This window comes from Actinoplanes sp. NPDC051513 (assembly GCF_044454685.1).
GTDB lineage: Bacteria > Actinomycetota > Actinomycetes > Mycobacteriales > Micromonosporaceae > Actinoplanes.
This window is the reverse complement of record NZ_JBITDW010000002.1, coordinates 1-25,744: the sequence shown is the minus strand read 5'-3', so window position 1 is coordinate 25,744 and position 25,744 is coordinate 1. Positions and strand designations below refer to the sequence as shown.

General features: G+C 71.8%; 22 protein-coding genes. 10 read left to right on the top strand and 12 right to left on the bottom strand.

Annotation, left to right across the window (positions count from 1 at the left end; all coding sequences use genetic code 11):
• Positions 1-6 precede the first annotated feature (6 nt).
• The 4 genes from ACIA5D_RS05445 to ACIA5D_RS05430 all read right to left on the bottom strand — a co-directional run bounded on the left by ACIA5D_RS05445 (position 7) and on the right by ACIA5D_RS05430 (position 4,279).
• Positions 7-960 (bottom strand): ABC transporter permease, encoded by a 954-nt coding sequence (locus tag ACIA5D_RS05445; protein WP_396028631.1) that lies wholly within the window; start codon positions 958-960, stop codon positions 7-9.
• Positions 960-2,474: an extracellular solute-binding protein gene (locus ACIA5D_RS05440; protein ID WP_396028630.1), complete on the bottom strand. Its 1,515-nt coding sequence runs from the start codon at positions 2,472-2,474 to the stop codon at positions 960-962. Before ACIA5D_RS05440 ends, ACIA5D_RS05445 begins: the two co-directional genes overlap by 1 nt.
• On the bottom strand, positions 2,471-3,133 hold the full coding sequence (locus ACIA5D_RS05435) for a YesL family protein (protein ID WP_396028629.1): 663 nt from the start codon (positions 3,131-3,133) through the stop codon (positions 2,471-2,473). Before ACIA5D_RS05435 ends, ACIA5D_RS05440 begins: the two co-directional genes overlap by 4 nt.
• A 102-nt stretch (positions 3,134-3,235) precedes the next feature.
• Complete coding sequence (locus ACIA5D_RS05430) at positions 3,236-4,279, bottom strand: YbhN family protein (RefSeq protein WP_396028628.1); 1,044 nt, start codon at positions 4,277-4,279, stop codon at positions 3,236-3,238.
• 144 nt (positions 4,280-4,423) lie between these two features.
• Here ACIA5D_RS05430 and ACIA5D_RS05425 point away from each other — a divergent pair, with 144 nt between their 5' ends.
• From ACIA5D_RS05425 to ACIA5D_RS05415, 3 genes are read left to right on the top strand one after another with little or no spacing between them, the layout of a single operon-like run.
• The gene (locus ACIA5D_RS05425) at positions 4,424-5,017 is read left to right on the top strand and encodes a helix-turn-helix transcriptional regulator (protein ID WP_396028627.1); all 594 of its coding nucleotides are present in this window, start codon (positions 4,424-4,426) and stop codon (positions 5,015-5,017) included.
• Positions 5,014-5,730: an ABC transporter ATP-binding protein gene (locus tag ACIA5D_RS05420; RefSeq protein ID WP_396028626.1), complete on the top strand. Its 717-nt coding sequence runs from the start codon at positions 5,014-5,016 to the stop codon at positions 5,728-5,730. Before ACIA5D_RS05425 ends, ACIA5D_RS05420 begins: the two co-directional genes overlap by 4 nt.
• Positions 5,727-8,243: an FtsX-like permease family protein gene (locus ACIA5D_RS05415; protein ID WP_396028625.1), complete on the top strand. Its 2,517-nt coding sequence runs from the start codon at positions 5,727-5,729 to the stop codon at positions 8,241-8,243. Before ACIA5D_RS05420 ends, ACIA5D_RS05415 begins: the two co-directional genes overlap by 4 nt.
• Before the next feature lie 80 nt (positions 8,244-8,323).
• Here ACIA5D_RS05415 and ACIA5D_RS05410 read toward each other — a convergent pair whose 3' ends face one another.
• Together ACIA5D_RS05410 and ACIA5D_RS05405 are read right to left on the bottom strand one after the other, a co-directional pair.
• The gene (locus tag ACIA5D_RS05410; RefSeq protein WP_396028624.1) at positions 8,324-9,679 is read right to left on the bottom strand and encodes a beta-xylosidase; all 1,356 of its coding nucleotides are present in this window, start codon (positions 9,677-9,679) and stop codon (positions 8,324-8,326) included.
• 127 nt (positions 9,680-9,806) lie between these two features.
• Positions 9,807-10,481, bottom strand: coding sequence for a winged helix-turn-helix transcriptional regulator (locus ACIA5D_RS05405; protein ID WP_396028623.1), 675 nt, complete (start codon positions 10,479-10,481; stop codon positions 9,807-9,809).
• Positions 10,482-10,565: 84 nt separating this feature from the next.
• Here ACIA5D_RS05405 and ACIA5D_RS05400 point away from each other — a divergent pair, with 84 nt between their 5' ends.
• Together ACIA5D_RS05400 and ACIA5D_RS05395 are read left to right on the top strand one after the other, a co-directional pair.
• Positions 10,566-11,318, top strand: a complete 753-nt coding sequence (locus ACIA5D_RS05400) for a class I SAM-dependent methyltransferase (RefSeq protein WP_396028622.1) — start codon at positions 10,566-10,568, stop codon at positions 11,316-11,318.
• Between the two features lie 4 nt (positions 11,319-11,322).
• Positions 11,323-12,138, top strand: coding sequence for an alpha/beta fold hydrolase (locus ACIA5D_RS05395; RefSeq protein WP_396028621.1), 816 nt, complete (start codon positions 11,323-11,325; stop codon positions 12,136-12,138).
• A gap of 52 nt (positions 12,139-12,190) precedes the next feature.
• On the opposite strand, the gene ACIA5D_RS05390 is transcribed toward ACIA5D_RS05395, so the two are convergent.
• The 3 genes from ACIA5D_RS05390 to ACIA5D_RS05380 form a co-directional block, all read right to left on the bottom strand.
• Positions 12,191-14,200: an MDR family MFS transporter gene (locus ACIA5D_RS05390; protein ID WP_396028620.1), complete on the bottom strand. Its 2,010-nt coding sequence runs from the start codon at positions 14,198-14,200 to the stop codon at positions 12,191-12,193.
• A gap of 1 nt (position 14,201) precedes the next feature.
• A complete protein-coding gene (locus ACIA5D_RS05385) occupies positions 14,202-15,548 on the bottom strand; it encodes a DUF2252 domain-containing protein (RefSeq protein ID WP_396028619.1) in 1,347 nt (448 codons plus the stop codon).
• A gap of 92 nt (positions 15,549-15,640) precedes the next feature.
• On the bottom strand, positions 15,641-16,210 hold the full coding sequence (locus tag ACIA5D_RS05380) for a CGNR zinc finger domain-containing protein (RefSeq protein WP_396028618.1): 570 nt from the start codon (positions 16,208-16,210) through the stop codon (positions 15,641-15,643).
• 90 nt (positions 16,211-16,300) lie between these two features.
• Between ACIA5D_RS05380 and ACIA5D_RS05375 the strand changes: the two genes are divergently transcribed.
• Positions 16,301-17,230: a DMT family transporter gene (locus ACIA5D_RS05375; RefSeq protein ID WP_396028617.1), complete on the top strand. Its 930-nt coding sequence runs from the start codon at positions 16,301-16,303 to the stop codon at positions 17,228-17,230.
• The gene (locus ACIA5D_RS05370) at positions 17,227-18,096 is read left to right on the top strand and encodes a GNAT family N-acetyltransferase (protein ID WP_396028616.1); all 870 of its coding nucleotides are present in this window, start codon (positions 17,227-17,229) and stop codon (positions 18,094-18,096) included. The genes ACIA5D_RS05375 and ACIA5D_RS05370 overlap by 4 nt, the downstream gene beginning before the upstream one ends.
• On the opposite strand, the gene ACIA5D_RS05365 is transcribed toward ACIA5D_RS05370, so the two are convergent.
• The gene (locus ACIA5D_RS05365) at positions 18,086-18,301 is read right to left on the bottom strand and encodes a hypothetical protein (protein ID WP_396028615.1); all 216 of its coding nucleotides are present in this window, start codon (positions 18,299-18,301) and stop codon (positions 18,086-18,088) included. The genes ACIA5D_RS05370 and ACIA5D_RS05365 overlap by 11 nt on opposite strands.
• Entirely contained in the window at positions 18,298-18,720 is a 423-nt protein-coding gene (locus ACIA5D_RS05360) for an RNA polymerase sigma factor (RefSeq protein ID WP_396028614.1), read from the bottom strand. Before ACIA5D_RS05360 ends, ACIA5D_RS05365 begins: the two co-directional genes overlap by 4 nt.
• Before the next feature lie 44 nt (positions 18,721-18,764).
• Here ACIA5D_RS05360 and ACIA5D_RS05355 point away from each other — a divergent pair, with 44 nt between their 5' ends.
• Positions 18,765-19,286 (top strand): hypothetical protein, encoded by a 522-nt coding sequence (locus ACIA5D_RS05355; RefSeq protein ID WP_396028613.1) that lies wholly within the window; start codon positions 18,765-18,767, stop codon positions 19,284-19,286.
• A 33-nt stretch (positions 19,287-19,319) separates the two neighbouring features.
• Entirely contained in the window at positions 19,320-20,522 is a 1,203-nt protein-coding gene (locus tag ACIA5D_RS05350; protein ID WP_396028612.1) for a cysteine desulfurase-like protein, read from the top strand.
• On the opposite strand, the gene rph is transcribed toward ACIA5D_RS05350, so the two are convergent.
• On the bottom strand, positions 20,495-23,158 hold the full coding sequence (gene rph / locus ACIA5D_RS05345; protein WP_396028611.1) for a rifamycin-inactivating phosphotransferase: 2,664 nt from the start codon (positions 23,156-23,158) through the stop codon (positions 20,495-20,497). The two genes, ACIA5D_RS05350 and rph, sit on opposite strands and share 28 nt — an antisense overlap.
• Positions 23,159-23,339: 181 nt before the next feature.
• Between rph and ACIA5D_RS05340 the strand changes: the two genes are divergently transcribed.
• Complete coding sequence (locus ACIA5D_RS05340) at positions 23,340-23,897, top strand: hypothetical protein (RefSeq protein ID WP_396028610.1); 558 nt, start codon at positions 23,340-23,342, stop codon at positions 23,895-23,897.
• Positions 23,898-25,744: the final 1,847 nt, after the last annotated feature.

The following is a 25,744-nucleotide window of genomic DNA, read 5'->3' as shown; positions in this document are numbered from 1 at the left end:
GCCTCCTCAGTACAGTCCGCGCTCGCCGAGACGCTTGGCCAGCCAGTTGGAGCCGAAGATGAGAATCACGCCGATCACGGCCTTGAACAGGCCGACCGCGGTGGCGTAGCTGTATCCGCCCTGGGTGATGCCGACCTGATACACGTACGTGTCGAAGACGTCGGCCACCGAGCGGTTCAGCGAGGTCGTCATCAGCCAGATCTGCTCGAAGCCGGTGTCGAGCAGGTGGCCCGAGGTGAGGATGGCCATCACCACGAGCGCCGGGCGCATGGCGGGCAGCGTGATATGCCAGAACTGCCGCCACCGGCCGGCGCCGTCCACCCGGGCCGCCTCGTACAGCTGGGTGTCGACGCCGGCCAGGGCGGCCAGGTAGATGATCGTTCCCCAGCCGGTCTGCTTCCACAGCGACTGCAGCACGATGATCGGCCGGAACCATTGCTCCTGGGCCACGTAGTCGACCGGCCGGCCGCCCACGATGCCGTGGACGAACTGGGCGATCACGCCGTAGTCCACCGAGAACAGCAGGTAGGTCAGCGAGGCCACGATGGTCCAGGACAGGAAGTGCGGAATGTAGATCAGCGACTGGACCGAGCGCTTCACCACGCCCAGCCGCACCTCGTTGAGCAGCAGGGCCACGACGATCGGCGCCGGGAAGACGAACAGCAGGGTGAGCAGCGCCAGTACCAGCGTGTTGACCATGAGCCGGCCGAAGTCGGGGCCGGCGAACAGCGCCTCGAAGTGCTTGAGGCCGACCCATGGGCTGTCCGCGTACCCCAGGAACGGCAGGTAGTCCTTGAAGGCGATGGTCAGGCCGTACATCGGCCAGTACCTGAAGATCAGGAAATACGCCAGGCCGGGCAGCAGCATCAGGTAGAGCCAGCGATGCCGCCACCGATGGCGCTTGGGTTTCTCCGGCGGTGAGGCGACCGGCGCCTGGCGCGGTGCCAGTTCGGTGGCCATTACTTGAGGAGATCGTTGATCTCTTGCGTGATCTTGGTGCCACCGCCGTCGTACCAGCGCTTGATCTCGGCCTTCAGCCCGTCCTCGGTGATCGCGCCGGACAGATACTTGACCCGCGCGTCCGGAATGATCTTGTCGAGGGTCGGGCCCTGCGCGATGGCGGTGGGCGCGATCACGCTCAGGGCGGGGTTGTGCACGGCGGTCTTGAGGTCCTCGTCCTCCATCGGCTTGCGCTGCTCGATCAGCTTGAGCTTGGCCTCCTCGGCCGGCTTCAGCGGGTAGTAGCCCCCGTTGACGCTGTACCGGGTGCCGAGCTGGATGAAGGCGTTGCTCACGTCGTTCTGCAGGATCTTGACCTGCGGGTCGTCGAGGCCGATCGGCACCGCGTAGTTGCCGTCGAGCTTGAAGTTGCGGCCCTCGATGCCGTTGGTGATCAGGATCGAGCCTTCCTTGCCCTCGAGCTTGTCGAGCACCTGCAGCAACTGGTCCAGCTGCTCATCCGTACGGATGCGCTGTTTGGAGATCGCGAGGACGCTGTTGTAGCCGGTGAACGGGGAGGAGAACTTCTGACCGTCGGCCCGCTTGAGGTTGCCGACCATGAGGACCTTGTCGGCGTCCTTGGCGTTCTTCTCGCGGAACAGGTCGTACAGCTGGGTGGCGCGCACGTCGACGTCGATGATGATTCCGCCCTTGCCCTGCACGAACGGGTCCATCCAGTTGCCGGTGTCGAGCGTCGCGAAGTCGGGGTTGATCAGCCCCTCGTCGACCCACTTCTTCAGCTCCCGGTTGGCGGCCAGGAACTCGGGGGTGTCGAAGCCGGGTACGTACCTGCCGTCGCGCTGGCCCCAGCCGTTGGGCGCGCCGAACCAGGTCTCGAAGACGTCGTACGGGCTGGCGGTCGCGTACTTGCCGGTCCACTTCGGAATGATCAGGCCGTACGTGTCCTTCTTGCCGTTGCCGTCCGGGTCCTGCTCGCGGAACGCCTTGGCGATCGCGTAGAGCTCGGGGACCGTCTGCGGCGCCGGCAGGCCGACCTTCGCCAGCCAGTCCTTGCGGATCGAGATGGCCGAGCGGAGCAGGGGGCGCACGCGGTAGATCCCGTACGTCTTGCCGTTGGTCATCGAGTTCTTGGCGGTCTGCGCGTCGGCCGGCTTGAGGTTCGGGTACTTGTCGAGCTTGCCGGTCAGGTCCCAGAAGGCGCCGGCCTCGGCGGTCTTCACGAACGACGGCGATTTCTCGTCGGCGACCATCACATCCGGGAGGTTGTTGGAGGCCAGCGTCACGTTCGCCTTGTCGTTGTAGCTGGCGTCGGGCACCCAGGTGATGCTGAGCTTCTTGCCGATCAGCGCCTCGACGGCCTTCTGCAGCTCGCCGTCCGGGTTGGGCGCGGTGCCGTACAGCTTCACCATCATGGTGATGGTGTCGCCGGTGCCCTCGGCCTTGTCGTCGCCGCACGCGGCGACGGTCAGGGCGGTGGTGAGGGCCAGCACGGCCGCCAAGGTCTTTGTCTTCATGAGATCCGCTCCGCTCGTAGACGCGCCTCGTTCTCGGCGAAGAACCGCTGACACAGCCACGTGTCCAGCTGGATCCACCCGCCGACGGAGACCACCAAAGCCAGGAAGGGGTACGTCGCGGTCACGTACACGACCGCGAGGAGGACGAACAGCAGCAGCACGGACGAGGCCGGCCGGGTGAGTGCGAACAGCGAGGCCTTGGGGAGGTAGGCCGCCGCCCTCAGGTCGTAGTGCACGACCATGGGCAACAGGTACGCGACGACGACCGCCACCGCGGCCAGCGCCACCAGGGTGACCAGCCGCGGGACCACGGCAGCCGGCCCGAGCGAGGCGAAGTACAGGTAGTCGGCGACCAGGAAAACGCTTACCCCAAGGACCGGAAAAAGCAGGGCGGTGCCCCGCACGAACTGCCGCCGGTAGACGTCGAGGAACGCCGGGAAGGCCTGAACTGATTCACCGCGGGCGTGCCGCCGGGCCAGGGTGTACGCGGCGACGGTGGCCGGGCCGACGCCCAGGAGCACACCGCCGAGCAGGGTGAACACCACCCACAGCAGGTTGAGCCGGGCCGCCCACGTCACCTCGTCGGCGGCTTCGTACAGCCTGATGACCCAGGCCGGGCCGGGGGCCGCCAAGGCCTGCGAAGGACGTCGTCGATGCACCGTGACCAGCCCTCGTAACGTTGGGTTTACAGCACGAAACGTGAGCGTGACGGTAACTTTGAACCGTATCAATGTCAACGTTCATCGATGTCTGCTGCGAACTCACACGCCGGCGCGGCGCCTCATGACGAACCAGGTGATCCATCCGGCGCCGATGATGAAGCCGAAGCTGATGATGCGGTACAGCACCACGGCGGCGATCGCCGTGGACGTGTCGACGCCGCCGGTGACCAGACCGAGGATCAGCGCGCTGTCGATGATGCCGAGCCCGCCCGGGATGATGGTCACCGTTCCGGCGGCCATGCCGGCGCAGAACGCCAGCAACACCTGGGTGCCGTTGATCGGGTCGTCGCTGATGGCCCGCAGGCACATCCACAGGCAGACGGCGTCGAGCCCCCAGTTGAGCACCGCGAAGATGGCGGCCGCGACCCCGCGTCCGGCCGTGAGGCGGGCGGATCCGAGCTGCCCGATGAAGATACGGACCCGGTCGAGTCCGTCGTCGGACGGGCGGCGGCGCAGCCGGTTGACGCGCGCCAGCACGGCCCGGGCCGGCGGCTTCGCCAGGCCGGGCCGGCGGGTGACCTGCCGGATGCCGACGACGATCAGCGCGATCACCGCGACCAGGCCGGCGAGGCTGTACCACTGCGGCGTGCCGTCGGCGGCCAGGGCCCCGGCGGCGGTGACCACGGCGAGGGCGGTGGTGGACAGGATGCCGGACAGGGCGATGCACCAGGAGGCGACGGCGGGGGTGGCCCCGAAGCGGCGCAGCTGCTGGTAGTTGAACTTGGTGGAGAAGGCGGGCCCGCCGGGCAGGGTCTCGTTGATCGAGTGGGCGGCGTAGGCCAGGGCGACGTTGCGGCGGATCGGGACGCGCAGGCCCGCGGAGAGCAGCAGGAACTGCTGCATCCGCGCGTACGAGCCCATCGCGATCATCTCGGCCGCGACGGCGGCGACCAGCCACCCCGGGTGCGGGGCGCGCAGTTGCGACATCGCCGAGGCCAGCGACGGCCAGCCCACGACGAGCTCGACCGCGAACAGGACGAGCACCGCCGTGACCGCGCCGCGCCGTATCCACGTCCGGGTGCGGCCGCGCTCCGCGATGCGCGGGCCGCCGGCCGTTTCGGCAGGACGGCTGCGCACGGTCATGGCATCAGATTCGGCTCGGCGGGTGGCGTGCTGACGGTTTGCGGCCGATTTCCTCCGCGCCCGGGCGGCTGGGCCGGCTCAAGGCTGGCCATCCGGCTGTATACCCGGTATTGTACCCGGCATGATACTCGTTGGCACACCGTCATGAGCGTCCGTCACGCGCTACTGGCCCTGCTGGCCGAAGGCCCCAAGTACGGCCTCCAGCTGCGCGAGGAGTTCGTGGAGCGCACCGGTGAGGTCTGGCCGCTCAACGTCGGGCAGGTCTACACCACCCTGCAGCGGCTGGAGCGCGACGGCCTGGTCGAGTCCGACGACGCGGCCGACCCCGGCCCGCAGAAGGGCTTCCGCATCACCGAGGGCGGCGAGCAGGAGCTGACCGGCTGGCTGCGCACCCCGCCCGACCTGGCCGCCCCGCCGCGCGACGAGCTGGTCATCAAGGTCCTTGTCGCGGCGCGGATGCCCGGCGTCGACGTGCACGACGTCATCCAGGTGCACCGGCGCTACCTGGTCGAGCTGATGCAGCAGTGGACCAGGCTCAAGAACGACGAGGCCGGCGCCGATCTGGGCCTGGCGCTGGTGGTCGACGCCGAGCTGTTCCGGCTCGACTCGGTGATCCGCTGGCTCGACAGCGCCGACGGCCGCCTGCGCCGTGCCTCGGCCGAGCCGCCCGCCCCCGCCCCCGCCGCGGCCGGCGGCCCGCTGCCCAAGCTCCGGCGTCGCGTGGGAGGCCGGCGATGAGCGTGCTCGAGATGCGCGACGTCACCAAGGTGTACGGGCGGGGACCGTCCGAAGTGGTCGCCCTGGCCGGCGTCGACCTGTCCGTCGCCCCGGGCGCTATGGTCGCGGTGATGGGCCCGAGCGGCTCGGGCAAGAGCAGCCTGCTCACCATCGCGGGCAGCCTGGAGTCCCCCACCTCGGGCGAGGTGCTGGTCGGCGGGGTCGGCCTGGCCGGCATGGGGCGCGACGAGCTGGCCCGGCTCCGCCGCCGGTCCGTCGGGTACGTCTTCCAGGACTTCAACCTGCTGCCCGGCCTCACCGCGGTCGAGAACGTGTCGCTGCCCCTCGAGCTCGACGGGCTCGGCGGCCGTCGCGCCCGGCAGCGCGGCCTCGAGGCCCTCGACCTGCTGGGTCTGGCCGACCGTGCCGGGCACTTCCCCGACCAGCTCTCCGGCGGCGAGCGTCAGCGGGTCGCCATCGCCCGCGCGGTGGTCGGCGACCGCCGGCTGCTGCTGGCCGACGAGCCCACCGGCGCGCTCGACTCGGCCACCGGCGAGGCCGTGATGCGGCTGATCCTGGCCGCCTGCAAGCGCGGGGTCGCCGCGGTGGTGGTCACCCACGACGCGCAGCTCGCCTCCTGGGCCGACCGCGTGATCTTCCTGCGCGACGGCCGGGTCATCGACCGCACCATGCCGCCGCCCGGCCCCGAGTCGCTGCTGGAGGCCGAGCGATGAGCGAGCCGAGCCGAGCGATGAGCGAGACGAGCCGGCCGACGGGCAACGGGGGCATGCCCGCCCGGATCGCCGTGCTCCGCTGGGCCTGGCGGCTGTTCCGCCGCGAGTGGCGCCGCCAGGCGCTCGTGCTGACGCTGCTGGCGGTCGCCGTCGCGGTCACCGTCTTCGGCCTCGGCGCCGCCGGCAGCACGCTCCCCGACGGCGCGGCACAATTCGGCAACGCCGACTACCTGCTGGTCTTCCGCAACACCGGCGACGTCGACGCGGCCCGGCAGGCCTACCCGGCGACCGAGGTGATCAACCACCGGAAGATTCCGGTGCCCGGCTCGGCCACCCCCATCGACCTGCGCGACCAGTCGCCGACCGGCGCGCTGGGCGGCCCGATGCTGCGGCTCGACGCGGGCCGCTACCCGGCCGCGGCAAACGAGATCGCCGTGACCGCCCGCACCGCCCGCCTCTTCGGGCTGGCGCTCGGCGCCACCTGGCATCAGGGCGACCAAACCTGGTCGGTCGTCGGCATGGTGGAGAACCCGAACAACCTGCTCGACACCTTCGCGCTAGCCGCACCCGGCCGCGCCGGCCCGCCCGACCGCGTCACCGTGCTGGTGCGAGCGACCGAGGCGCAGTTCCGCGCGGCCGAGCGGCCCGATGACGCCGAGGTCCAGGTCCGCGACGGCGCGAGCGCCGATCCCGCCGTCGTCGTCCTGATGCTGGCCACCATCGGCCTGCTGTTCGTCGGCCTGCTCGCCGCCGCCGGGTTCACCGTGCTGGCTCAGCGCCGGCTGCGCGCCCTCGGCATGCTCGCCGCGATCGGCGCCCGCCACCGCCATCTGCGCCTGGTCATGCTGGCCAACGGCGCCGTGGTGGGCGCAGTCGCCGCGCTCGCCGGCGGCGCCGCCGGGCTGGCCGCCTGGTTCCTGCTCACCCCTCGCCTCGAGACGGTGGTGCAGCACCGCATCGACCGGTTCGCCCTGCCCTGGCTTCCGCTGCTGGCGGCGCTGCTGCTGGCCACCCTCACCGCGGTCGTGGCCGCCTGGTGGCCGGCCCGTGCCGCCGCGCGCATTCCGGTCGTGGCCGCCCTCTCCGCCCGCCCGCCGCAGCCCCGGCCCGCCCATCGGTTCGCCCTGCTGGGCGGGGCGCTCCTCGCCGGCGGACTGACCCTGCTGGCGATCAACGATCCGGCCCGGCCCTTCGTCGGCGTCGGCGGCATCGTCGGCACCGCCGCCGGGCTGCTGCTCCTCGCCCCGCTTCTGATCTCCGCCCTGGCCCCGATCGCCCGTGTCTGCCCGGTCGCGGCCCGCATCGCGCTGCGCGATCTGGCCCGCTACCGGGCCCGCTCCGGCGCGGCGCTCGCCGCGATCAGCATGGCCACCGGCATCGCCGCCGCGATCATCATCGGCGCCGGCGCCGCCCAGGCCGCCGCGCCGTCCGGCGGCAACCTCCCGGACGACGAGCTGATCGTCTGGCTCACCCCGCAGAAGATCCAGGGCCCGGTGCCCCAGCTCGAGGCCGCCCAGCTCGCCCGCGCCCGGTCGGCGGTGTCCTCGATCGCCGCCGCGGTCGGGGCGGGCACGGAGGGAGCCGGCACGGTCGGGGCCGGCCCGGTCGGGGCCGGCTCGCCGCTGGCGCTGACCGGCGGGGTGAGCCCGCTCGCGCGAATGGAGTCCGGAGGGGAGGACGGGCTCAGCGGCAAGCCGGTGGCCGTCTTCGGCATTCCCCGCCGGTCCGGCGACAGCACCATCTACAGCGGCGAAGAGATGATCCCGCTCCTGTACGCCACCCCCGAGACCCTTCAGCGCTACGGCATCGCGGCCGGCTCGATCGACCCGGCGGCCGACGTGCTCACCTCGAAATCCGATCTGTCCCGGTACCGGCTGATCGGCGCCGGGCGTGAGGGCGAGGCGTGGCAACCGAAGGTGCAACACTCCGACCGGCTGCCCACGCACACATCGGAGCCGACCGTGCTGATCACCGACCACGGAATGCGCGCGCTCGGGCTCACCCCCGTACCGGTCGGCTGGCTGATCACCGCGACCGGGCCGCTCACCCCGGCCCAGGTCGACAAGGCGCAGGGCACGGCCCGCGCCGCCGGCCTCGCCCTGTCGGTCGAGACCCGCCCGCTGGCGGCCGACCTGTCCCGCCTGCGCACGGGCGCCACCGCGATCGGCGCGGCCGTGGCGCTCGGCGTGCTCGCCATGACGGTCGGGCTCATCCGCGGCGAGGCCGGCCGCGACCTGCGCACCCTGGCGGCCAACGGCGCCGGCCGCGGCACCCGCCGCCGGCTCACCGCGGCCACCGCGCTGGCGCTGGCCCTGCTCGGCGCGGTCCTCGGCACGGCCGGCGCGTACGCGGCGCTGATCGCCTGGTACCACCGCGACCTGCACGCCCTGACGAGCGTGCCGATCGAGCACCTGACCGGCTTGATCGTCGGGCTGCCGCTGGTCGCCGCGGCGGCGGCCTGGCTGCTCGCCGGGCGGGAGCCGGCCGGCATAGCCCGGTCCCCGCTCGAGTGAGAGCGCACCCACAGGGAACCAGCGGCCGGACGACGGCGTGCAGCAGGGAGGGCCCGGCCCGCGAGGGCCGGGCCGTGCTCTCACGGTGTCAGCGTGACGGCGTACGCGTCCTTCGCGTTCGCCCAGTTGACCGGGACGGTGATGGCGCCTCCGCTCACGGTCACCCGGCTGTTGGACACCACGGTGGGCGCGCTCACGTACGCATTGGTCGATGGCATCCGCTCGACCAGCACGTTGACCGAGCCGTTGGTGGGCAGCCACGACGGGATGCCGGTGTAGCGGACGTCGATGGCGCCCTGCGCTCCCCCGGCCTTCGCGCCGAGGACGGCGATCGACTTGCGGGCCGACGAGTCCTGGAACACGATCCCGTCGTGGCTCGAGCTCGCGGTGATCTTGGTGCGCTGGCCGGTCTGGTCGGCGTACCGCTTGTAGACCCACCACTGCCCCATCGGCTGGCCGGCGTTCGCCGTGACCAGCCAGCCGAATGTGTCGTAGAGCGACGGCGTCTGGCCGACCATCCCCCAGTTCGCCCGGGCGCCGTCGCAGTTGCAGCGCTCGAGGCGGGAGATGTACCAGGCCGACGGGCCCGGCTGCTGCTCGTCGCCGAAGGCGCCGTACTCGTTGACCGAGGTGCCGCTGATCGTGATGCCGCGCGACGAGAGCATGCCGGAGAGGTTGGCCGCGTCGGTGGCCGGGTCGCCGGGCAGGTCGTGCCAGCTGATGATGTTCGGGACCACGTTGTTGGCCTTCACGTAGTTGAGGTACGTGGTCCACCACGAGTTCGACGACGTGGGCACGCCGGCGTAGCTCGGCCCTTCGATCACGGCGCCCGGGATGGCGGCCCGCACGAGCTGGGTGCCGCGCCGGATCATCTCCAGGTACTGGCTCTGGGTGCGGCCCCAGAAGAAGATGTTCGGCTCGTTCCACATGTCCCAGCGCACGTCGGAGCCGGTCATGCCGTTCGCCTTGGCGTCGGCGATCAGCTGGTTGACGAAGTTGGTGTACTCGGTCCAGTTCCCGCTGTCGCCGGGCCAGCGCGGCACGTTGCAGACCCCGTCCGAGCCCCACATGCCGGACAGCAGCAGGCTGAACTTGGCGCCGGTGGCGCGGGCCCGGGCGTAGTAGGCCTTGATGAAGTTCCACCGCGGCGTGTAGCCGCCGTTCACGTACCCGCCGTTGGGGCAGCCGATCTGCGAGCCGCCGGCCCGCATGACCTTGACCTTGATCTGGCTCTGCAGCGACGACGAGGGCGTCGCGCCGTTCTGCGAGATGCCGTAGATGAAGCCGGACGCACGGTAGGTCGGTGTCCCGCCGTAGGCGGTCATGTCGACGGTCAGGGTTTCCACGGCGGCCAGGGCCGGCGCGGCGGGTTGCGCTACAAGGGCAAGAACAATCAGCACGGGTACGGCGAGCAGCCGGCCCAACCGCTTCAGCATCTGCCAACTCCTTAGATCCGTACGTCGTGGGAGTTGGCCACCCGGTCGGGCCCGACGGAAAACTGTTTCCCATCTAAAGATGCAGCTTTATCTATGTCAAGCATTCACTTAGGAAACGCGAAGGAAACTATTTTCCTCGACGCGGCTCGATGCCGGCGTACGGGCTGAGCCGTCCCCACCGGGCCAGCTCCCGCTCGAGCCAGCGCGGCCCGATGACGGTCATCCACCCGGCCCGCTGCGCCGCTCCGAGCGTGAGCTGCCCGGCATACCAGCGGACCAGCGCGCCGGAGTCGCTCGTGACCACGCCGTCCTCGGGATAGCCCGGCGGCTCCACGCACACCTCGTTGCCGGTCCGGCCGGCGACCAGCCAGTACCGGCTCGGGCCCCGCGCGCCGGTGAGATCGAAGCGCACCACCACCCGCTCGCGGGGCAGCGAGCCGGGGTCGATCATGCGGGACACCGTCCACAGTGCCAGGTAGGGATCCTGGTCCTCCGGCCGTACCTCCAGCCAGCGGGCGCCCCACGCGCCGAGCGCGAAGCAGACCTCGGCGAGCTCGTGGCCGCAGTCAGTGAGCACGTACCGCGTTCGCCGCCCCGACGCGATCTGCTGCACCACGCCGTACCGGCAGAGCGTGCGCAGGCGGCCGGCCAGCACACTGCGGGGCAGGCCGGGCGCGCCCTCGAGGATCTCGGCGAACCGTTCGCAGCCGAGGTGCAGGTTGCGGAGGATGATCGGGGTCCAGCGCTCCGCGAAGACCTCCGCGCCGAGCGCCACCGGGCAGTACTGGCCATAGCTGCGCATGACCCATCGTCCGGCTGCACGACCGGCCGACGGAAGTCCATTCTTCGTACCTCGCCCCGGGTCGCCGCGGGGCAGCATGGTCGCATGTGGGAACTCGGGAACTACGCTCGGATCGCCGAGCTCATCACCGGCATGGGCCGCGACCTGGTGGCCGCCGCGGACGTCCGGTCCGGCCAGCGCGTCCTCGACGTGGCGGCCGGCACCGGCAACGCGGCCATCCCCGCGGCGCGGGCGTCGGCAGAGGTCACCGCGCTCGATGTCACGCCGCAGCTGCTGGAGGCCGGCCGGCGTGCGGCGGGAGACCTGCCGATCACCTGGCTGGAGGGCGACGCCTCCGATCTCCCGTTCGCGGACGACGAGTTCGACGTCGTGCTCTCCGCGGTCGGCGCGATGTTCGCCGCCGACCAGGAGACGACCGCCCGCGAGCTCGTGCGGGTGTGCCGGCCGGGCGGCCTCGTGGCGCTGGCGAACTGGACGCCGGACGGCGGCGTGGGCCGGTTCTTCGCGCTGCTCGACCGCTACCAGGGCGAGCCGCCGGACGGTCCGTCGCCGACGCGGTGGGGCGATCCGGCCCAGGTCCGCGCGCTGTTCAAGGGAATCGAGGTCCGGACCGAGGAACGGCTGGTCGACTACCCCTTCACCGGCACGCCGGCCGAGCTGGCCGCCCTCTACCGCGACGCGTTCCCGCCGGTGATCGCGACGCGGGCCGCGCTCGGCAGCGACACCGCGCGGGCCGCCTTCGATCGCGATCTGGTCGACCTGCTCGCCGCCGAGAGCGAGGCGTCGTCCGGGCGGTGGCGGTTCGCCTGGCTGCTGGTTCTCGTGCGGGTGGCGTGACCTCATGCGCCATTTCACGATCAACACCCAGGCCATCGCGTACGAGCAACGCGGCGCCGGAGAGCCGGTGGTGCTCATCCATGCCGGCCTGTGTGCGGACTGGTTCGCCACCCTGATGGACGAGCCGGCGCTCGCGCGGTCGTACCGGTTGATCCGCTATCACCGGCTCGGCTACGGCGACAGCGACCGGACCGCGGGGCCGGTCAGCGTCGCCCAGCTGGCGGACCACTGCCACGCCCTGCTGCGGCGCCTCGGGATCGAGCGAGCGCATCTCGTCGGGCATTCGTCCAGCGCCGTGATCGCCCTGCAGCTGGCCCTGGACCGCCCCGATGCGGTGCGCAGCCTCGCGCTGCTGGAGACCGCGCTGCTGGCGGTGCCGAGTGGCCCGTTCGCCGCGGAGGCGTTGCGCGCCTACGCCGACGGGGATCGGAAGTCCGCGGTCGACATCTGGATGCGCGGCATCGGCGGCGCCGGATACCGCGAGCGCTTCGACGCCATCCTGCCCGGCGCGATCGACCGGGCCGCCACCGACGCCGGCGCCTTCTTCGGCCAGGAGCTACCGGCCGTGCGAGCGTGGTCGTTCGGCCCCGTCGAGGCCCGGGCGATCACCGCGCCGGTCCTGCTCGTGGTCGGCGAGCGCAGCAAGGACGTCGGCCCGGCCTTCGACGAGCGGCACGCCCTGCTGCGCTCGTGGCTTCCGCACGCGGAGTCGTTCGAGCTGCCGGCCGCGAACCATCTCATGCACCTCCAGAACCCGGGCGGGCTGGCCGAGCGCCTCGCCACGTTCTTCGCCGAGGGTCAGGCGGCCGCGGCGAGCTGACGTTGTTCGGCGGGGTCAGGCGGCCGCGGCGAGGTGACGTGTTCGGCGGGGGTCAGACGGCCGCGGCGAGCTGACGTTGTTCGGCCGTCTGTTGCTGTGCCACCTCGGTGGCGAGGCGATGCAGGGCCGCGTCGAGCGCCTCCCCGCTCGGACCGTCGCCGTCGGCGACCGGAAGCCGATCGCGCAGCCAGGATTTCCAGGCGGCGGCGAGCTTCGCGAACTCCTCGTCACCGCGGTCGGTCAGGACCAGCAGGCCGTCGTCGGCATGCAGGTAGCCCTGCGCGACGGTGGCGGCGAAGGCCGGCTCCAGGACGGGCGCCGGGATGCGGTGGGCGTGCGCGACCTCCCGGACACCGACCGGGCGATCGCCCTGGCCGCGCAGGCGGACCTGGGCGACGGTCCACGCCGCGGCGACGTCGAGAGTGGTGCCGGAATTGGCGAAGACGGCCGGCGCCGCGTCGCGGCCCTCGCGGCGCAGCACCCGGGCGATCGCCCGTTCGAGCTCGCCCTCCGAGCTTTGCGAGTCGAGCAGCCCGAAGCCCTCGCCGAGGTCGGTCGCGCCGGCCGCGGACGAGTCCCGCAGCGGCACCTGCTTGAGGGCCAGCGCCAGGACGAATGCCAGAAGCGCGACCGGCACGGCGTACAGGAAAAGGGTCTGGATCGTCTGGGCGTAGGCGTGCACGATGGGTTCCCGTTGCGCCGCGGGCAGGCCGTGCAGCTCCTTCGGGCTGGTCACGGCGCCGCCGCCCAGCTGGAGGAGGACGGGACCCAGGTGCGCGGCGAGCTGGTTGGCGTAGATCGCGCCGAACACCGCCGCGCCGAACGAGCTGCCCAGCGTGCGGAAGAACGTGATGCCCGAGGTCGCGACGCCGAGGTCGCGGTAGTCGACGGTGTTCTGCACGATGATCATCAGCACCTGCATGCACAGGCCGATCCCGACGCCGAGAACGAACATCGACAGCGACTGGACGACGATGCCGGTGAACTCGTCCATCCGGGACAGCAGGTAGAAGCCGATCGCCATCACCGCGCCGCCGGCGATCGGGTAGATCCGGTACTTGCCGGTCCGGGAGACCATCGTGCCGGCCGCGATCGAGGTGATCAGCAAACCGAAGACCAGCGGCAGCGTACGGATGCCGGAGGCGGTCGCCGAGACGCCGCGTACGTATTGCAGGTAGCTCGGCAGGAAAGTCAGCGCGCCCAGCATGGCGAAGCCGACCACGAACGCCAGCACCGACGAGATCGAGAAGACGTTGCCTTTGAACAGCCGCATCGGCAGCATCGGCTCCGCGGCCCGCAGCTCGGCCAGCACGAACAGGCCCAGCAGCACGACGCCGGCCACGAACAGGCCGATGATCTGCCACGACCCCCACGGGTACTGCGTGCCGCCGAAGCTCGTCGCCAGGATGAGCGAGCCCGCGCCCAGCGCGACCAGGACGATGCCGAAATAGTCGATGACGGGTTTGGCGGCACGGGCGATCGACGGCATCGTGCGGGCCGCGACGGCGATCACGGCGATGGCGATCGGCACGTTGATGTAGAACGCCCACCGCCACGAGAGGTGATCGGTGAACAGGCCGCCGATGAGCGGGCCGATCACGGTGGTGACCCCGAACACCGCGCCGAGCGCGCCCTGGTACTTGCCGCGCTCGCGCAGCGGGATGACGTCGGCGATCAGCGCGGTCGCGGTGACCATCAGACCGCCGCCGCCGATGCCCTGCAGGCCCCGCATCAGCACGAGGGTGAGCATGTTGTGCGCGAGGCCGCAGAAGAACGAGCCGAGCACGAAGATCGCGGCGGACAGCTGGAACAGGAACTTACGGCCGAACAGGTCGCCGAACTTGCCGGCCAGCGCCGCCGAGATCGTCTCGGCCAGTAGGTAGGCGGTGACCACCCAGGACAGGTGACCGGCGCCGCCGAGATCGCTGACGATCGTGGGCAGCGCGGTCGAGACGATTGTCGAGTCGAGCGCGGCCAGCAGCATGCCGAGCATCACGGTGCCGAAGATGATGTTCTGCCGGCGCTTGTCGAGAACCGGAGGCCGGGCCGTTGCGACGCTCATGTCAGTCCGTTCCCGCGACCAGCTCGTGGAGATCGCGGGCCGTCTGGTCGGCGTACGCGACCGCGAACTCGGCCATCGCCTCGTCGAAGCGCCGGCCCTTGCCGATGTAGCCGGCGATCGCCATCGCATCGCCGGTACGCGCATGAGACCGCGCAAGGACATGCGCGCACCGCTCGGCGAACGGCACGAGATACGGCGCGATGAGCTCGCCGCTCGGGATCACCTTCATGTCGCGGAACTGGCGCACGTAGAAGTCGGATCCCCGCACGCTCGTCCAGCCGAGGAAGATGTCGCTCGCCGCCTGGATCAGCCGCTTGCCGCGGATCACCCGCTCGCCGTGACCCGGGTACGGGCTCGGGCCGAGAAACCGTTCGTAGACCGACGGCCCCGCCTGCTTGATCTGCAGGAACAGCGGCTCCTGGCCGTTGCGGCCCTGCAGCAGCACCAGGTACACCTGCATCCCGACGCTTCCCACGCCGACCACCTGGCGGACGACGTCGACCAGGGTGAAGCGGTCGAGCAGCAGGCGCCGTTCGTAGGGCAGGCTGTCGTGATAGGCCTGCAGGGCTTCCCCGGCCGCCTCGGCCGCGGCGGCGATGTGCACCCGCACCGGGGAATCCTCGACGATCCGCAACCGCCCGTCCACCAGATGCGTCAGCTTGCGGGCCGCGCCCGCGCTGGTCCGCCGCCGGGCACGTTTGGCCAGCCGCGCCGACCGCTCTTCCTGCTCCTCCGGCCCGAACAGCTCGAGCAGCTCGTCGGCGGTGATCACGTCGTACCAGATCGTCAGCTCGTCGGCGGTCGAGTAGAAGGCGATCCGGTCGCGGTACGCCCGCAAGGCCGCGCGCACGGCCGCCGATCCGACCCGATCGCCCAGTCCGGTGTCCCGGGCGAGCACGACCAGGCTCGCCAGGTAGCGCTTGACGTCCCATTCGAACGGCCCGCGCACCGTCTCGTCGAAATCCCGCAGATCGAACGACAGTTGCCGCTCCGGCGTTGCCCACAGCCCGAAGTTCAGCACGTGCGCGTCGCCGCACAACTGCACCTCGATACCGGTGTGCGGCGCGGCGCCGAGGTCGGCCGCCATCACCGCCGCCGCGCCGCGGTAGTAGGTCCACGGCGAGGCCGACATGCGCGACATCCGGATCGGCACGAGATCGGGAACGCGCGACTCGTTCTGGGCGAGCACTGTGCCCAGCGCGTCATGCCCCCGCGCCTTGGGATCCCAATCGGCCAGACGCCGGAGCGGCACGCGATCGCGCGCCGCACGCCCGCTCGCTCGCCGCTCCCCCATCGGCATCGCCGACGCGGAGACCGACCGGTACACCTGATCGGCAGTATGGGTCACCCGCCGAAATTACGGCTGATCCACCGCGGCCACATCACCTGCGCCGGGTGAGGTTGACCTTCCCGATCGGCCGGAGCCGCACCCGGGCCGCGTCAGCTCGACGACCGGGTCGCGCGCGGCGAGGTGCCGCGGTGACGGTCGCGGAAGGTGACCATCTTGGCGCGGTTGCCGCAGTTGGCCATGGCGCACCACCGCCGTGAGGTGTTGCGCGAGCCGTCGATGAAGACCCACCGGCAATCCTCGCCCCGGCACGCCTTGACCCGGGGCCAGCCCGGCCGGGCCGTCGCGCGCAGCAGCGCCGCGACGGTCGCGGCGCCGATGTCCCGCGCCAGATCACCGGGGACGTCGGCGCGGAGCGAGGGCGCGCCGCTCACCTCGAGGCGCAGGGCGACCGCGCCGAGGCCCGCGGCCGCGCTGAGGTCGGGTTCGATGCCGTTGTTGCGCAGGGCCAGACCGCGGATCAGACCACGCAGCCCGCGGAGCACGGCCACGCCGTCCGGTTCCGCCGGTCGGTCGTCGGCCCCCGCCGCGCCCAGGCCGTCCCACCAGGCGCGCACCGAGCCGGCATCGGCCAACTCGTCCCGCTCGCCGTGCGCGGTGTTGGCCACGGCGATGAGCAATTCCTCGTCGCCGAGGCCCGGCCAGGAGTGCGGATGCGCCATGTAACCACCGTACAGCGTTAACAGGTTGCTCCTTGCCTTAACCGGTGTAACGGTTACGGCGGTTGCACACCCGCCGACCAGGAGGCTGAAGTGGACACGTACGCCCGGATCCGTTCCGGCGAGCCGTCGCTCCTGCTCTCGGCCGCGATCTACGGGGTGAGCACCACCGTCTCGGTGGTCGCGCTGCGCGTGGTGCGCCCGGCCGACCTGCTGGCGGTCGAGATCTCCGGCGCGGCCGCGATGCTGCTGGTCACCGCCGGGGTGCGGGGGCAATTGCGCCGGTCAGGTGCCCCGAGACAGATGCTGCTCGGTGCTCTGGTGCCGGGCCTGGCGTTCCTGTTCGGCGACCTGGGCCTCGCGCGCACCAGCGCGTCCACCGGCAGCCTGCTGCTGGCCGCCGAGCCACTGCTCTCGGTGCTGCTGGCCCTCGTCGTGTTGCGGGAGCGCCTGTCCGGGCGGACGGCAACGGCGCTGGTCGTCGGCCTCACCGGCAGCGGGCTCGTCGCCTTCCGGTCCGGCGGGCCGTCCGGAACCGACACCGCCCTCGGCAACGGGCTGGTGCTGCTCGCGGTGGTGGCCGCCGCCCTGTTCCTGATCGCCACGCGCCGCTTCAACCACGACGGCGACGGGCTCAACCAGAGCGCCTGGCAGAGCACCGGCGGCGCGCTCGTCGTGGTGCCCTTCGTCGCCGCGTCCTGGTCGACCGGTGGCACGCGACTCGACACCGTGGGCGTGGCCGGCTGGCTGGCCTGCCTCGCGGTGGTCGCCTGCGGCGCGGTCGGCAGCGTGACGTTCAATCAGGGCATCGCCCGGGTGCCGGCGGCCCGGGCCGGCCAGCTGGGCAACCTGACGCCGGTGGTGGGCACGCTGACCGCCGTCGTCTTCCTCGGCGACCGTCCCTCGCTGCTGCAACTGGCCGGTGGCGCCGCGATTCTCGGCAGCCTCGCGCTGCTGCTGCACGTCCCAAACAATCCCGCACCCGCCCGGCCCGAACCTTCCAGCTTCAGGAGCGCGCAATGATCAACCGGACGGACCATACCCCGCTGTTCTGCGACATCGAGCTCGCCGGACGCATCGAGCGCGCCGAGGCGCAGTTCATCGCCGCCTGCAGCGACGCCGCCCGCCGGCGCAGCGAGCAGGCCGGCTTCGCCCTTCCGATCGCGGGCGGTGTGGCCAGCTATGCCGAGCCCGATTCCCCGCTGAACAAGGTGGCCGGTCTCGGCTTCGCCGGCCCGGCCGATCCGGCCGACCTGGAAAGGATCGAGCACGCGTACGCCGGCCGCGGCGCGCCGGTCCAGGCGGAAGTCGCCAGTCTCGCCGATCCCGCGCTGCTCGACCTGCTGGCCGAGCGCGGCTACCGGCTGGTGTCATTCGAGAACGTGCTCGGCCGGGCCCTCATCGACGTGGCCGCGACCGTGCCGCCGCCCGGCATCGACGTCCGGCCCAGCGGCGACGACGAGTTCGGGGCGTGGCTGGCGGTCGTGGTCGAGGCGTCGCTGCACCCGGACACGCAGGGGGTTCCCTGGCACGAGGACTTCCCGCGCGAGATCCTCGAGAACGCCGAGCGCGACGCGGCCGGCCTCGTCCAGCGATACCTGGCCCGGCTGGACGGTGTGCCGGCCGGCGGCGGGAGCATGCACCTCGCCGACGGCATCGCCCAGCTCACCGGGGCCGGGACCGCGCCCGCCTTCCGCCGGCGCGGTATCCAGAGCGCCCTGCTGTCCACCCGGCTCGCCGACGCCGCCGCGGCCGGCTGCGACATCGCGGTCATCACCGTCCAGCCCGGCTCCCGATCGCAGCAGAACGCCCAGCGCCGCGGCTTCGACCTGCTGTACACGCGGGCCGTCCTGACGATCGACCCGCGGCCGGCCGCCCTCAGGCCGTGATCAGCGCGAGCAGGCCGTCGAAGTCGGTCGTGCACGGGCCGCACGCGCGCAGATGAGCGTCGATGCCGGGGTATCGGCAGCGTGCGGCCTCGGGGTCGGCGGCGTACCGCTCGGCATAGACGTGCAGCAACTCCATCGCCTCGTCGCAGCCGACGTCACGCGGATCGGTGCGCAGGAACGTGTCGAGATCGATGCGGCGGCTCATCGGTCCTCCCGCAGGTGACCCTTGTCGACCAGCGCCGTCCGTAACTTCCGTCGAGCGTCGAAGAGGGTCTTGTAGATGGCGTTGCGGTTGCTCTCGAGCTCGACGCAGAGCGAGTCCAGCGGCACGCCGTCCAGAACGATCGCCTTGAAAACCCGCCGCTGCCGGTCGGTGAGCTCATGCTCCACCGCGTGCCGGAAGACCTCGAGCAACTCGCGCCACTCGGCCTCCCGCTCGGCGGAGAACCCGAAGAGCGCGGGCATGCGCTCCCCGTCGAGCTCGTCCAGCGGCAGCCCGGGCCGGTGATTCCAGAAGTGCCGGCCGATCTTCGCGGAGACCTCGAGGACGACGAACCGGTAGGCCCAGGTCGTGAACCTGCTCTCGCCGCGGAAGGAGGGCAGTTTGGCGAGCACCGCGAGCATCGCGTCGGCGCCCGTCCCAGGGTGAAGGCCACCTGGCCGGGCGAATGGGTGAACTCCGGGGCGGCCTGCGGGTCGAGCCCGAGGGCGCGGTGCCAGGACGGGACCCGGAACAGGCGCGTGCCGATCCGCCGGAAGCCCTGGATCGACCGCCGTCGCGGGCGTTCAGCACGTACACCTGGTCGCCGTGGACGGCCACGCCGACCGGGAAGGCGCCGCCGCTGCCGATCACCTGGAGGCGGGTGAGCCGGCTGCCGTGCACGCCGAAGACGGTGATGGTGTCGCTGCCCGCGTTCACCGCGTACAGCAGGTTCCGGGCGCGGTCGAGGGTCAGCGATCCCGGCGAGGCGAGCGGGTCGGCGGCCGCGCCCGCCTCGATGCCGCCGCGCCCGCCGGTCGGGTACGTTCCGGTGCGGTGCAGCCCGCCGTCGTACGTGACGATGGTGTTGCCGTCGAGGCCGTTGGCCTGGACGAATACCTCCTTGGTCGACTGCTGGCCCGCGGCTGCCGCCCCGGACGACTGGTGGCCCGCGGCGGCGGCCGGGCCGGCGAGGGTGGCCGATTGGTAAGAACTCCCCCGCCCGTCGCCTAGGCTCGGGTTCATGATCCTCGATGTCGCCCGTGTGCGGTCCGGCTATCCCGCCCTGGCCGAGGGATTCGTGCACTTCGACGGGGCGGGCGGCACCCAGCCGGCCGAGCCGGTGATCGCCGCGATCGCCGGGGCCATGCGCACGGCGGTGTCGAACCGCGGCACCGCGCACGAGCCCTCCCGCCGGTCCGGGGAGATCGTCGACGCGGCCCGCTCGGCGGTCGCGGATCTGGTCGGCGGCGACCCGGGCGGGGTGGTGTTCGGCCCGAGCGCCACCGCGCTGACCTACCTGGTGGCCCGCACGCTGGCGCCGGCCTGGGGCCCGGGTGACGAGGTGGTGGTGTCGCGGCTCGACCACGACGCCAACGTCCGGCCGTGGGTGCAGGCCGCCGAGACGGCCGGGGCGACCGTACGGTGGGCGGACGTCGACCTGGCGACCGGCGAGCTCCCGGTCGCGCAGTACCAGGATCTGATCGGTCCGCGCACGCGGCTGGTGGCGGTGACCGCGGCCAGCAACGCCATCGGGACCATGCCGTCGGTCCGGGACATCGCCGACCTCGCGCATGCGGCGGGCGCTTACGTGTACGTGGACGGCGTGCACGCCACCGCACACCGCCCGACCGATGTGGCCGCCCTCGGCGCCGACTTCTACGTGACCAGCGCGTACAAGTGGTCCGGCCCGCACTACGCTGCCGCCATCGCCGAGCCGGCCGTCTGGGAGCCCCTGCGCCCGGCGAAGCTGATCCCGTCGCCGCCGAACGTCCCCGACCGGTTCGAATACGGAACGCTGAGCTTCGAGCTGCTGGCCGGCATCACCGCGGCGGTCGACTACCTGGCCGGTCTCGCGGGTGCGGAGGGTGACCGCCGCGCCCGGGTGCTGGCCAGCATGGCCGCGGCCACCGACCACGAGGACCGGCTGCTCGATCGACTGCTGGCCGGGCTCGCCGCGATCGACGGCGTGACGGTCTGCCCGGCCGGCGCCGACCGCTGCCCGACGGTCTCCTTCCGGGTCGCCGGCCAGACCCCGGCCGAGACCGCCCGCACCCTCGGCGAGCAGGGCATCTGCGTCTCGCACGGCGACTACTACGCGGTCGAGTACTTCGAGGCGGCCGGCCTGCGGGCGAGCGGTGGCGCGGCGCGGGCCAGCCTCTACCACTACAACACCGCCGACGAGGTCGACCGGCTCGTTCAGGCGCTGGGCAGGATCTCGACGTAGCCGTCGGCGCCGCGCACCCGGATCCGCTGCCCATCGGCGATCAGCCGGGTCGCGTCGGCCACCCCGACCACCGCCGGCAGGCCGTACTCCCGGGCGATCACCGCGCCGTGGGTCATCAGGCCGCCGACCTCGGTCACCAGGCCCGCGATCGCGACGAACAACGGCGACCAGCTGGGATCGGTGTAGGCCGTGACCAGGATGTCGCCTTCTTCGAGGTCGGCTTCCGCCATGTCGAGGATGACGCGGGCCCGGCCCTCGACGGTTCCGGCCGAGACCGGCAGGCCGGCCAGCGCGCCGGCCGGCACGTCGTCGCGCCGGTAGGACCCCTGGATGGCTTCGCCCTCGGACGTGAGCACCCGGGGCGGCGTGAGCGCCTGGTACGCCCGGAACGCGTCCTTGCGCTGCTGGATGAGCTGGTCGTCCGACCGGCCGGTGCGGGAGACGTCGTGCAGCTCCGGGAAGGTGAGATAGAAGATGTCCTCCTTCTCGGCGAGCACGCCGCCCTGCACGAGGCGCTCGGCCTCGGCGAGCAGGGCCTGCTTGTAGACGAAGTAGCGGCTGATGATGTGGTATTTCGGGTACTCGCGATAGCCGATGAAGGTGCGGAGCCGCTCGATCATCCGTACGGTCTCATCGGCTTTCTCGGCCCCACCCGGCAGCGACCGCAAGCGCTCCACGATGTCCTGCTGCTTCTCCTCGGCCTGCCGCCGGCCCTGGTCGAAACGCCGTCGGCCGGCGCCCGGCTCGAAGAGCTTGACGTTGTCGAGAATCGGGGGCACCAGCGTGGCCGGGCGCTCGCTCCAGCGCGGCCTCGTGATGTCGATCTCGCCGACGCAGCGCATGCCGTACCTGTCGAGATAGGCCGCGATGGCGTCACGCGCCTCGATCCCGCCGGCGAGCTTCGGCAACTCGTCCAGGAAGTCCACGATGCTCTCGTCCTCGACACGCTGCAGGAACGCCACCACCTCCGGGTACAGCCGGATCACGTCGGCGACGTCGAGCAACGCCAGCCCCATCTCGGAGGTGATGTTGTTGGGGGCCGACAACGTGAGCGTGTCGGCCGCGTTCTTCTCGCCCAGCCACTCCTGCAGGTGATCGTTGAGCCACCAGGTGGCGTCCATCCCCGCCATGATCGCCTGCATGCTCACCGGATCGCCGAGCATCCGCTTGTGCTCCTGGAAGGCCTCGAGCAGGAAGTCGAACAGCGCCGGCCCGGTCTTCACCTCGATGTCGCGCCGCAGTTGGCGCAGGGAAGCCTCGCTGCGCTCGATCAGCTCGGTCACGATGGCCGGGTCGGTGGCGATCGGCGCAGGTCCCCCGCGCGGCGCAGCTCCCCCGCGCGGCGCACCTCCCCCGCTCGGCGCAGCTCCCCCGCGCGGCGGCGCGCCGCCGGGTCCGGCGTCCGGGACCTCCGGGATGAAGCCGCGGCCGACAACCGTTTCCAGCGCGTCCCGGAACAGGGGATCGCCCCGGCCCACCATGTCCAGGAAGCCGGCGCGGATGGCGGGCGAGGCCAGGCGCCCGGTGGCGTCGACGAACAGCCGGCCGCCGGCCTCGCGCATCGGCGCCATCGCGGTCAGCTGCCACACCGAGATGCCCAGCGGCTTCATCGCGTCGGTCATCATCTGCTGATGGCCGACGGAGAGATAGACGCGGTTCTGGTCGTCGGCGGCCGCGGGGATGGGGAACAGCGTCGTGATCGGACGGCTCTGCACGATCGAGAAGCCGTCGCCGGTCAGGCACCACTCGATGTCCTGCGGGCGGCCGAAATGCGCTTCGATCCGCCGCCCGAGCCGGTCGAGCTCGACGACCTGCGCATCGGTCAGCGCCGGCTGATCCTGCCGCTGCGGGTCGATCGCGACGACCTGGGTCCCGCCGCCCGGCACGGCCTCGATGCTGCGCTGCTTGGCGGCGACCGTCTTGGCGACGATCGCACCGTCGCGCACCTTGACGACGTCCGGGTTGATCAGGCCGGAGACCAGCGCCTCGCCGAGGCCGAAGCCGGCGTCCACGGTGGCGACCTTCCGGTTGCCGGTGACCGGGTCGGCCGTGAACAGGATGCCGGACGCCTGCGGGAAGACCATCTGCTGCACGACCACGGCCATGTGGACCTTCCGGTGGTCGAAGCCGTTGCGCAGGCGGTAGACCACCGCCCGCTCGGTGAACAGCGACGCCCAGCACCGGGCGGCGTGCTCAAGGATCGCCGCCGGGCCCACCACGTTCAGGTACGTGTCCTGCTGGCCCGCGAAGGACGCCGTGGGCATGTCCTCGGCCGTCGCGCTGGAGCGGACGGCGTACGCGGCCTGCTCGCCGTGCCGTGCCAGCGCCTCGGTGACCGCCGCCGCCAGATCCCCGGGCATGGCGATCGCTTCGATCGTCCGGCGGACCTCCGCGCTCAGCGCGCCGATCGCCTCACGGTCGCCCGGCTCCAGAAGCGACAGCCGGTCCAGCTGATCGTCGAGCGACGGCGCTTCCGCGATGAACCGCCGGAAGGCGACGGTCGTCAGGCAGAAACCGGGTGGCACGCGTACGCCTTCGATGCGCGACAACTCCCCCAGGTGCGCGCCCTTGCCACCGACGACGGCGACCTGCGCATCGTCGACCTCACGAAGATCCCACACGTACAGCTCGGTCATGACCATCCCCATATTCGCTGGTCGCGGACTCGGTGGACGATTCTGCAGTATGACAGGGGTCTTGCCGCAAGCCGCCTGGTGCGTTATACCTTGAAGTGGGCGAGGAGTGAGTCCCTTGCCCTTTCTCTTTCCCTCGACGCCGCCTTCTACCATCCGAGGCGGCGACGAACGGGGGCTGACCATGGGGACGCGGTATGCCGGCCGCTGGGTGACGGCGGCCGTGCTCGGGCTGGTCGCCCTCGGTTGCGCTCAGCCGGGCGCCCGCGACGGAGACTCGTCGCCACTTCTGTCGCCCAGCGCGTCGCCGCACCCATCCATCCCGTCCGCCCCGTCGACGCCACCGCGTGACGCTTCCCCACCGCCGGGGGATGGCGCGCCGCACGAGGCCGAGAACAACGGCTGGAAGCAGCGGCACGATCTCACCGCCGACGAGCAGCGCGCCGGCGACGCCCTGGCCGCCCGCATCCGGCCGAAGCTCACGGCGTTGCGCACCGCCGGGGATTTCGCGCCGTCGTCCACCCAGCAGGCTCTGCTGGGGCTCGGCCTCCGGCCGGACGACGTGCAGGTCACCGCGATGCGGCCACCACTCGACTCGACGACTCCCCCACCGGGCGCGGTGTTCGCGGTGCGCTTCGCCGGCGCCGGCTGCGTGATCGGCGACGTCCGGCCCGACCGGCTCCTGGTCGAGGTGACCGGGGCGGCCGCCGAGTTCGGCTGCCTCGAGCCGTACACACACTGACCACGGCCCAGGGTCGTGCGTGGTCGCTGTGGGGTGCGGCCTGTTGTGGCGGGTCGGTCGCTGGGCTGGGCTGCCATGGCCCGGGGCCGTGCATGGTCACCGTGGGTGCCGCCCGTCGCGGCGCGTAGCCGGCTGCCGGCGGCGCCGGCTTCGACCTCGGCTCGCCCCGGGCACGCCGCCGCCCCCAGACCTCACCGACCGGCATTGGGCGGGACCGAGTAGGGGCCTGTCCGGGTGGGGGTCTGGTTCGAGCGGGCCGGGCTGCCGCGGGCCACCCACGGCCCCGGCCATGGCAGCCCCGGATCGCTCATCTCACCGCCGCCGGCAACGCCCGGGTCTGGGTGCGGGCCGGTTGCGGCGTGATGGTAGTCAGGCCGGGGATGCCATCGCCCGGGTGCCTGCCTGGTCGCGGCCGTCGCGGGTGGGGCTGTCCCGGTATTCGGGAGCCGGCCGGATATCACCATTGTTGACGGCGGCTATTCGGGGGTGAGATTGGCATGCTCGAAGTCGGTTCTGAGCTTACCGCTGGATTCTTTGGGGTGGGATAATTCTGGGGTGCGGCAGATGGAGTTCTTCACCAGATCCCAGATAGCGCAAATGCGTGATCCGACCCGGTCGCGCCGTTATTCTCCGGCGCGTGAAGAGTTCCGTCGCGTGCATGCCCGGCAGCGCGCGTGGGGGCTTGTCGAGCGGCACGCTCGTAAGCTGCGCCGTCTGCACGGCGGTGACGACGGTTCACCCTTGACGGCGGCCGAGCGGCGGCTCTGGTCGGGCCGCGCCGGCACACCTGGGCGCCCCGTGGCGCCGGTGCCGCCGCCCGCCCCCGCCCGCACCGGCCAGGGCCTCGGCTCACCAGCACAGCGGGTGGTGCACCCGGCGGGCAACCAGATCACGCAGCCCACCCCGGCGGTGCCCGCCGCGGCCGAGCGGGTCACGCAGCCCGCACCCACCCAGCAAGCCACGCCGGCCACGGTCGAGCAGGTCATGCAGCCCGCGCCCACCCCGCAAGCCACGCCGGCCACGGCCGAGCAGGTCATGCAGCCCGCGCCCACCCCGCAAGCCACGCCGGCCACGGCCGAGCAGGTCACACAGCCCGCACCCACCCAGCAAGCCACGCCCCGGCGCGGGCGAGCAGCTGGCCTCCGCCGACCAGGACCGCACACCACCCGGCCCGCAGCGCCGACCATATCGGCCGCCGTGCATACCATTCCGTCAACAATGTTCCGCGCCATTCTTCCGCAACGGCAAAAACCATTCAACAGCCTCCACCGACGATGGCAAATACCGGTCGCATCGGCGTGGGAAGGGCCGGGCGAAATCGGGCGCCGATTACAGCGGAGACTCACGCAGCCCGCCGCGTCCGGCATATCGCACCCGGAAGACCGCACGCCCCACCCGGAAGACCGCACGCCCCACCAGGAAGACCGCACGCCCCACCCGGAAGACCGCACGCCCCACCCGGAAGACCGCGCTGCCGCAGTCGACGCACCGCGCTGCCACAGCCCGCCGTGGCGAGACCGGGCCGCCGCCATCGCCCGGGGCGTCGGTGGGCGCGGCTCGCCCCCGCCGGGCGGATTCGTCCGTGCGCCGGCAGTTGATCGAGGGCGGCCGGCGAGGATGCGTGCCGCCCGTCGCGGTCATCCGTGGCTGCCGCTTCCGACACCGGGCCCGGCTCGGCCCTCACAGCCAAAGCCCTCTCGAACAGACCCCCACCCCAAGAGGCGTCCTGGAACAGGGGGGTACGACAAGATTGGTTCTACTGACGCTTGTGTGGGTGGTTTCTGGGCGTCTGGGTGGCGCACGCCGTTGTCCTGTCTAGGTTCTGGCTTGTCGAAGGTCAGAACGGT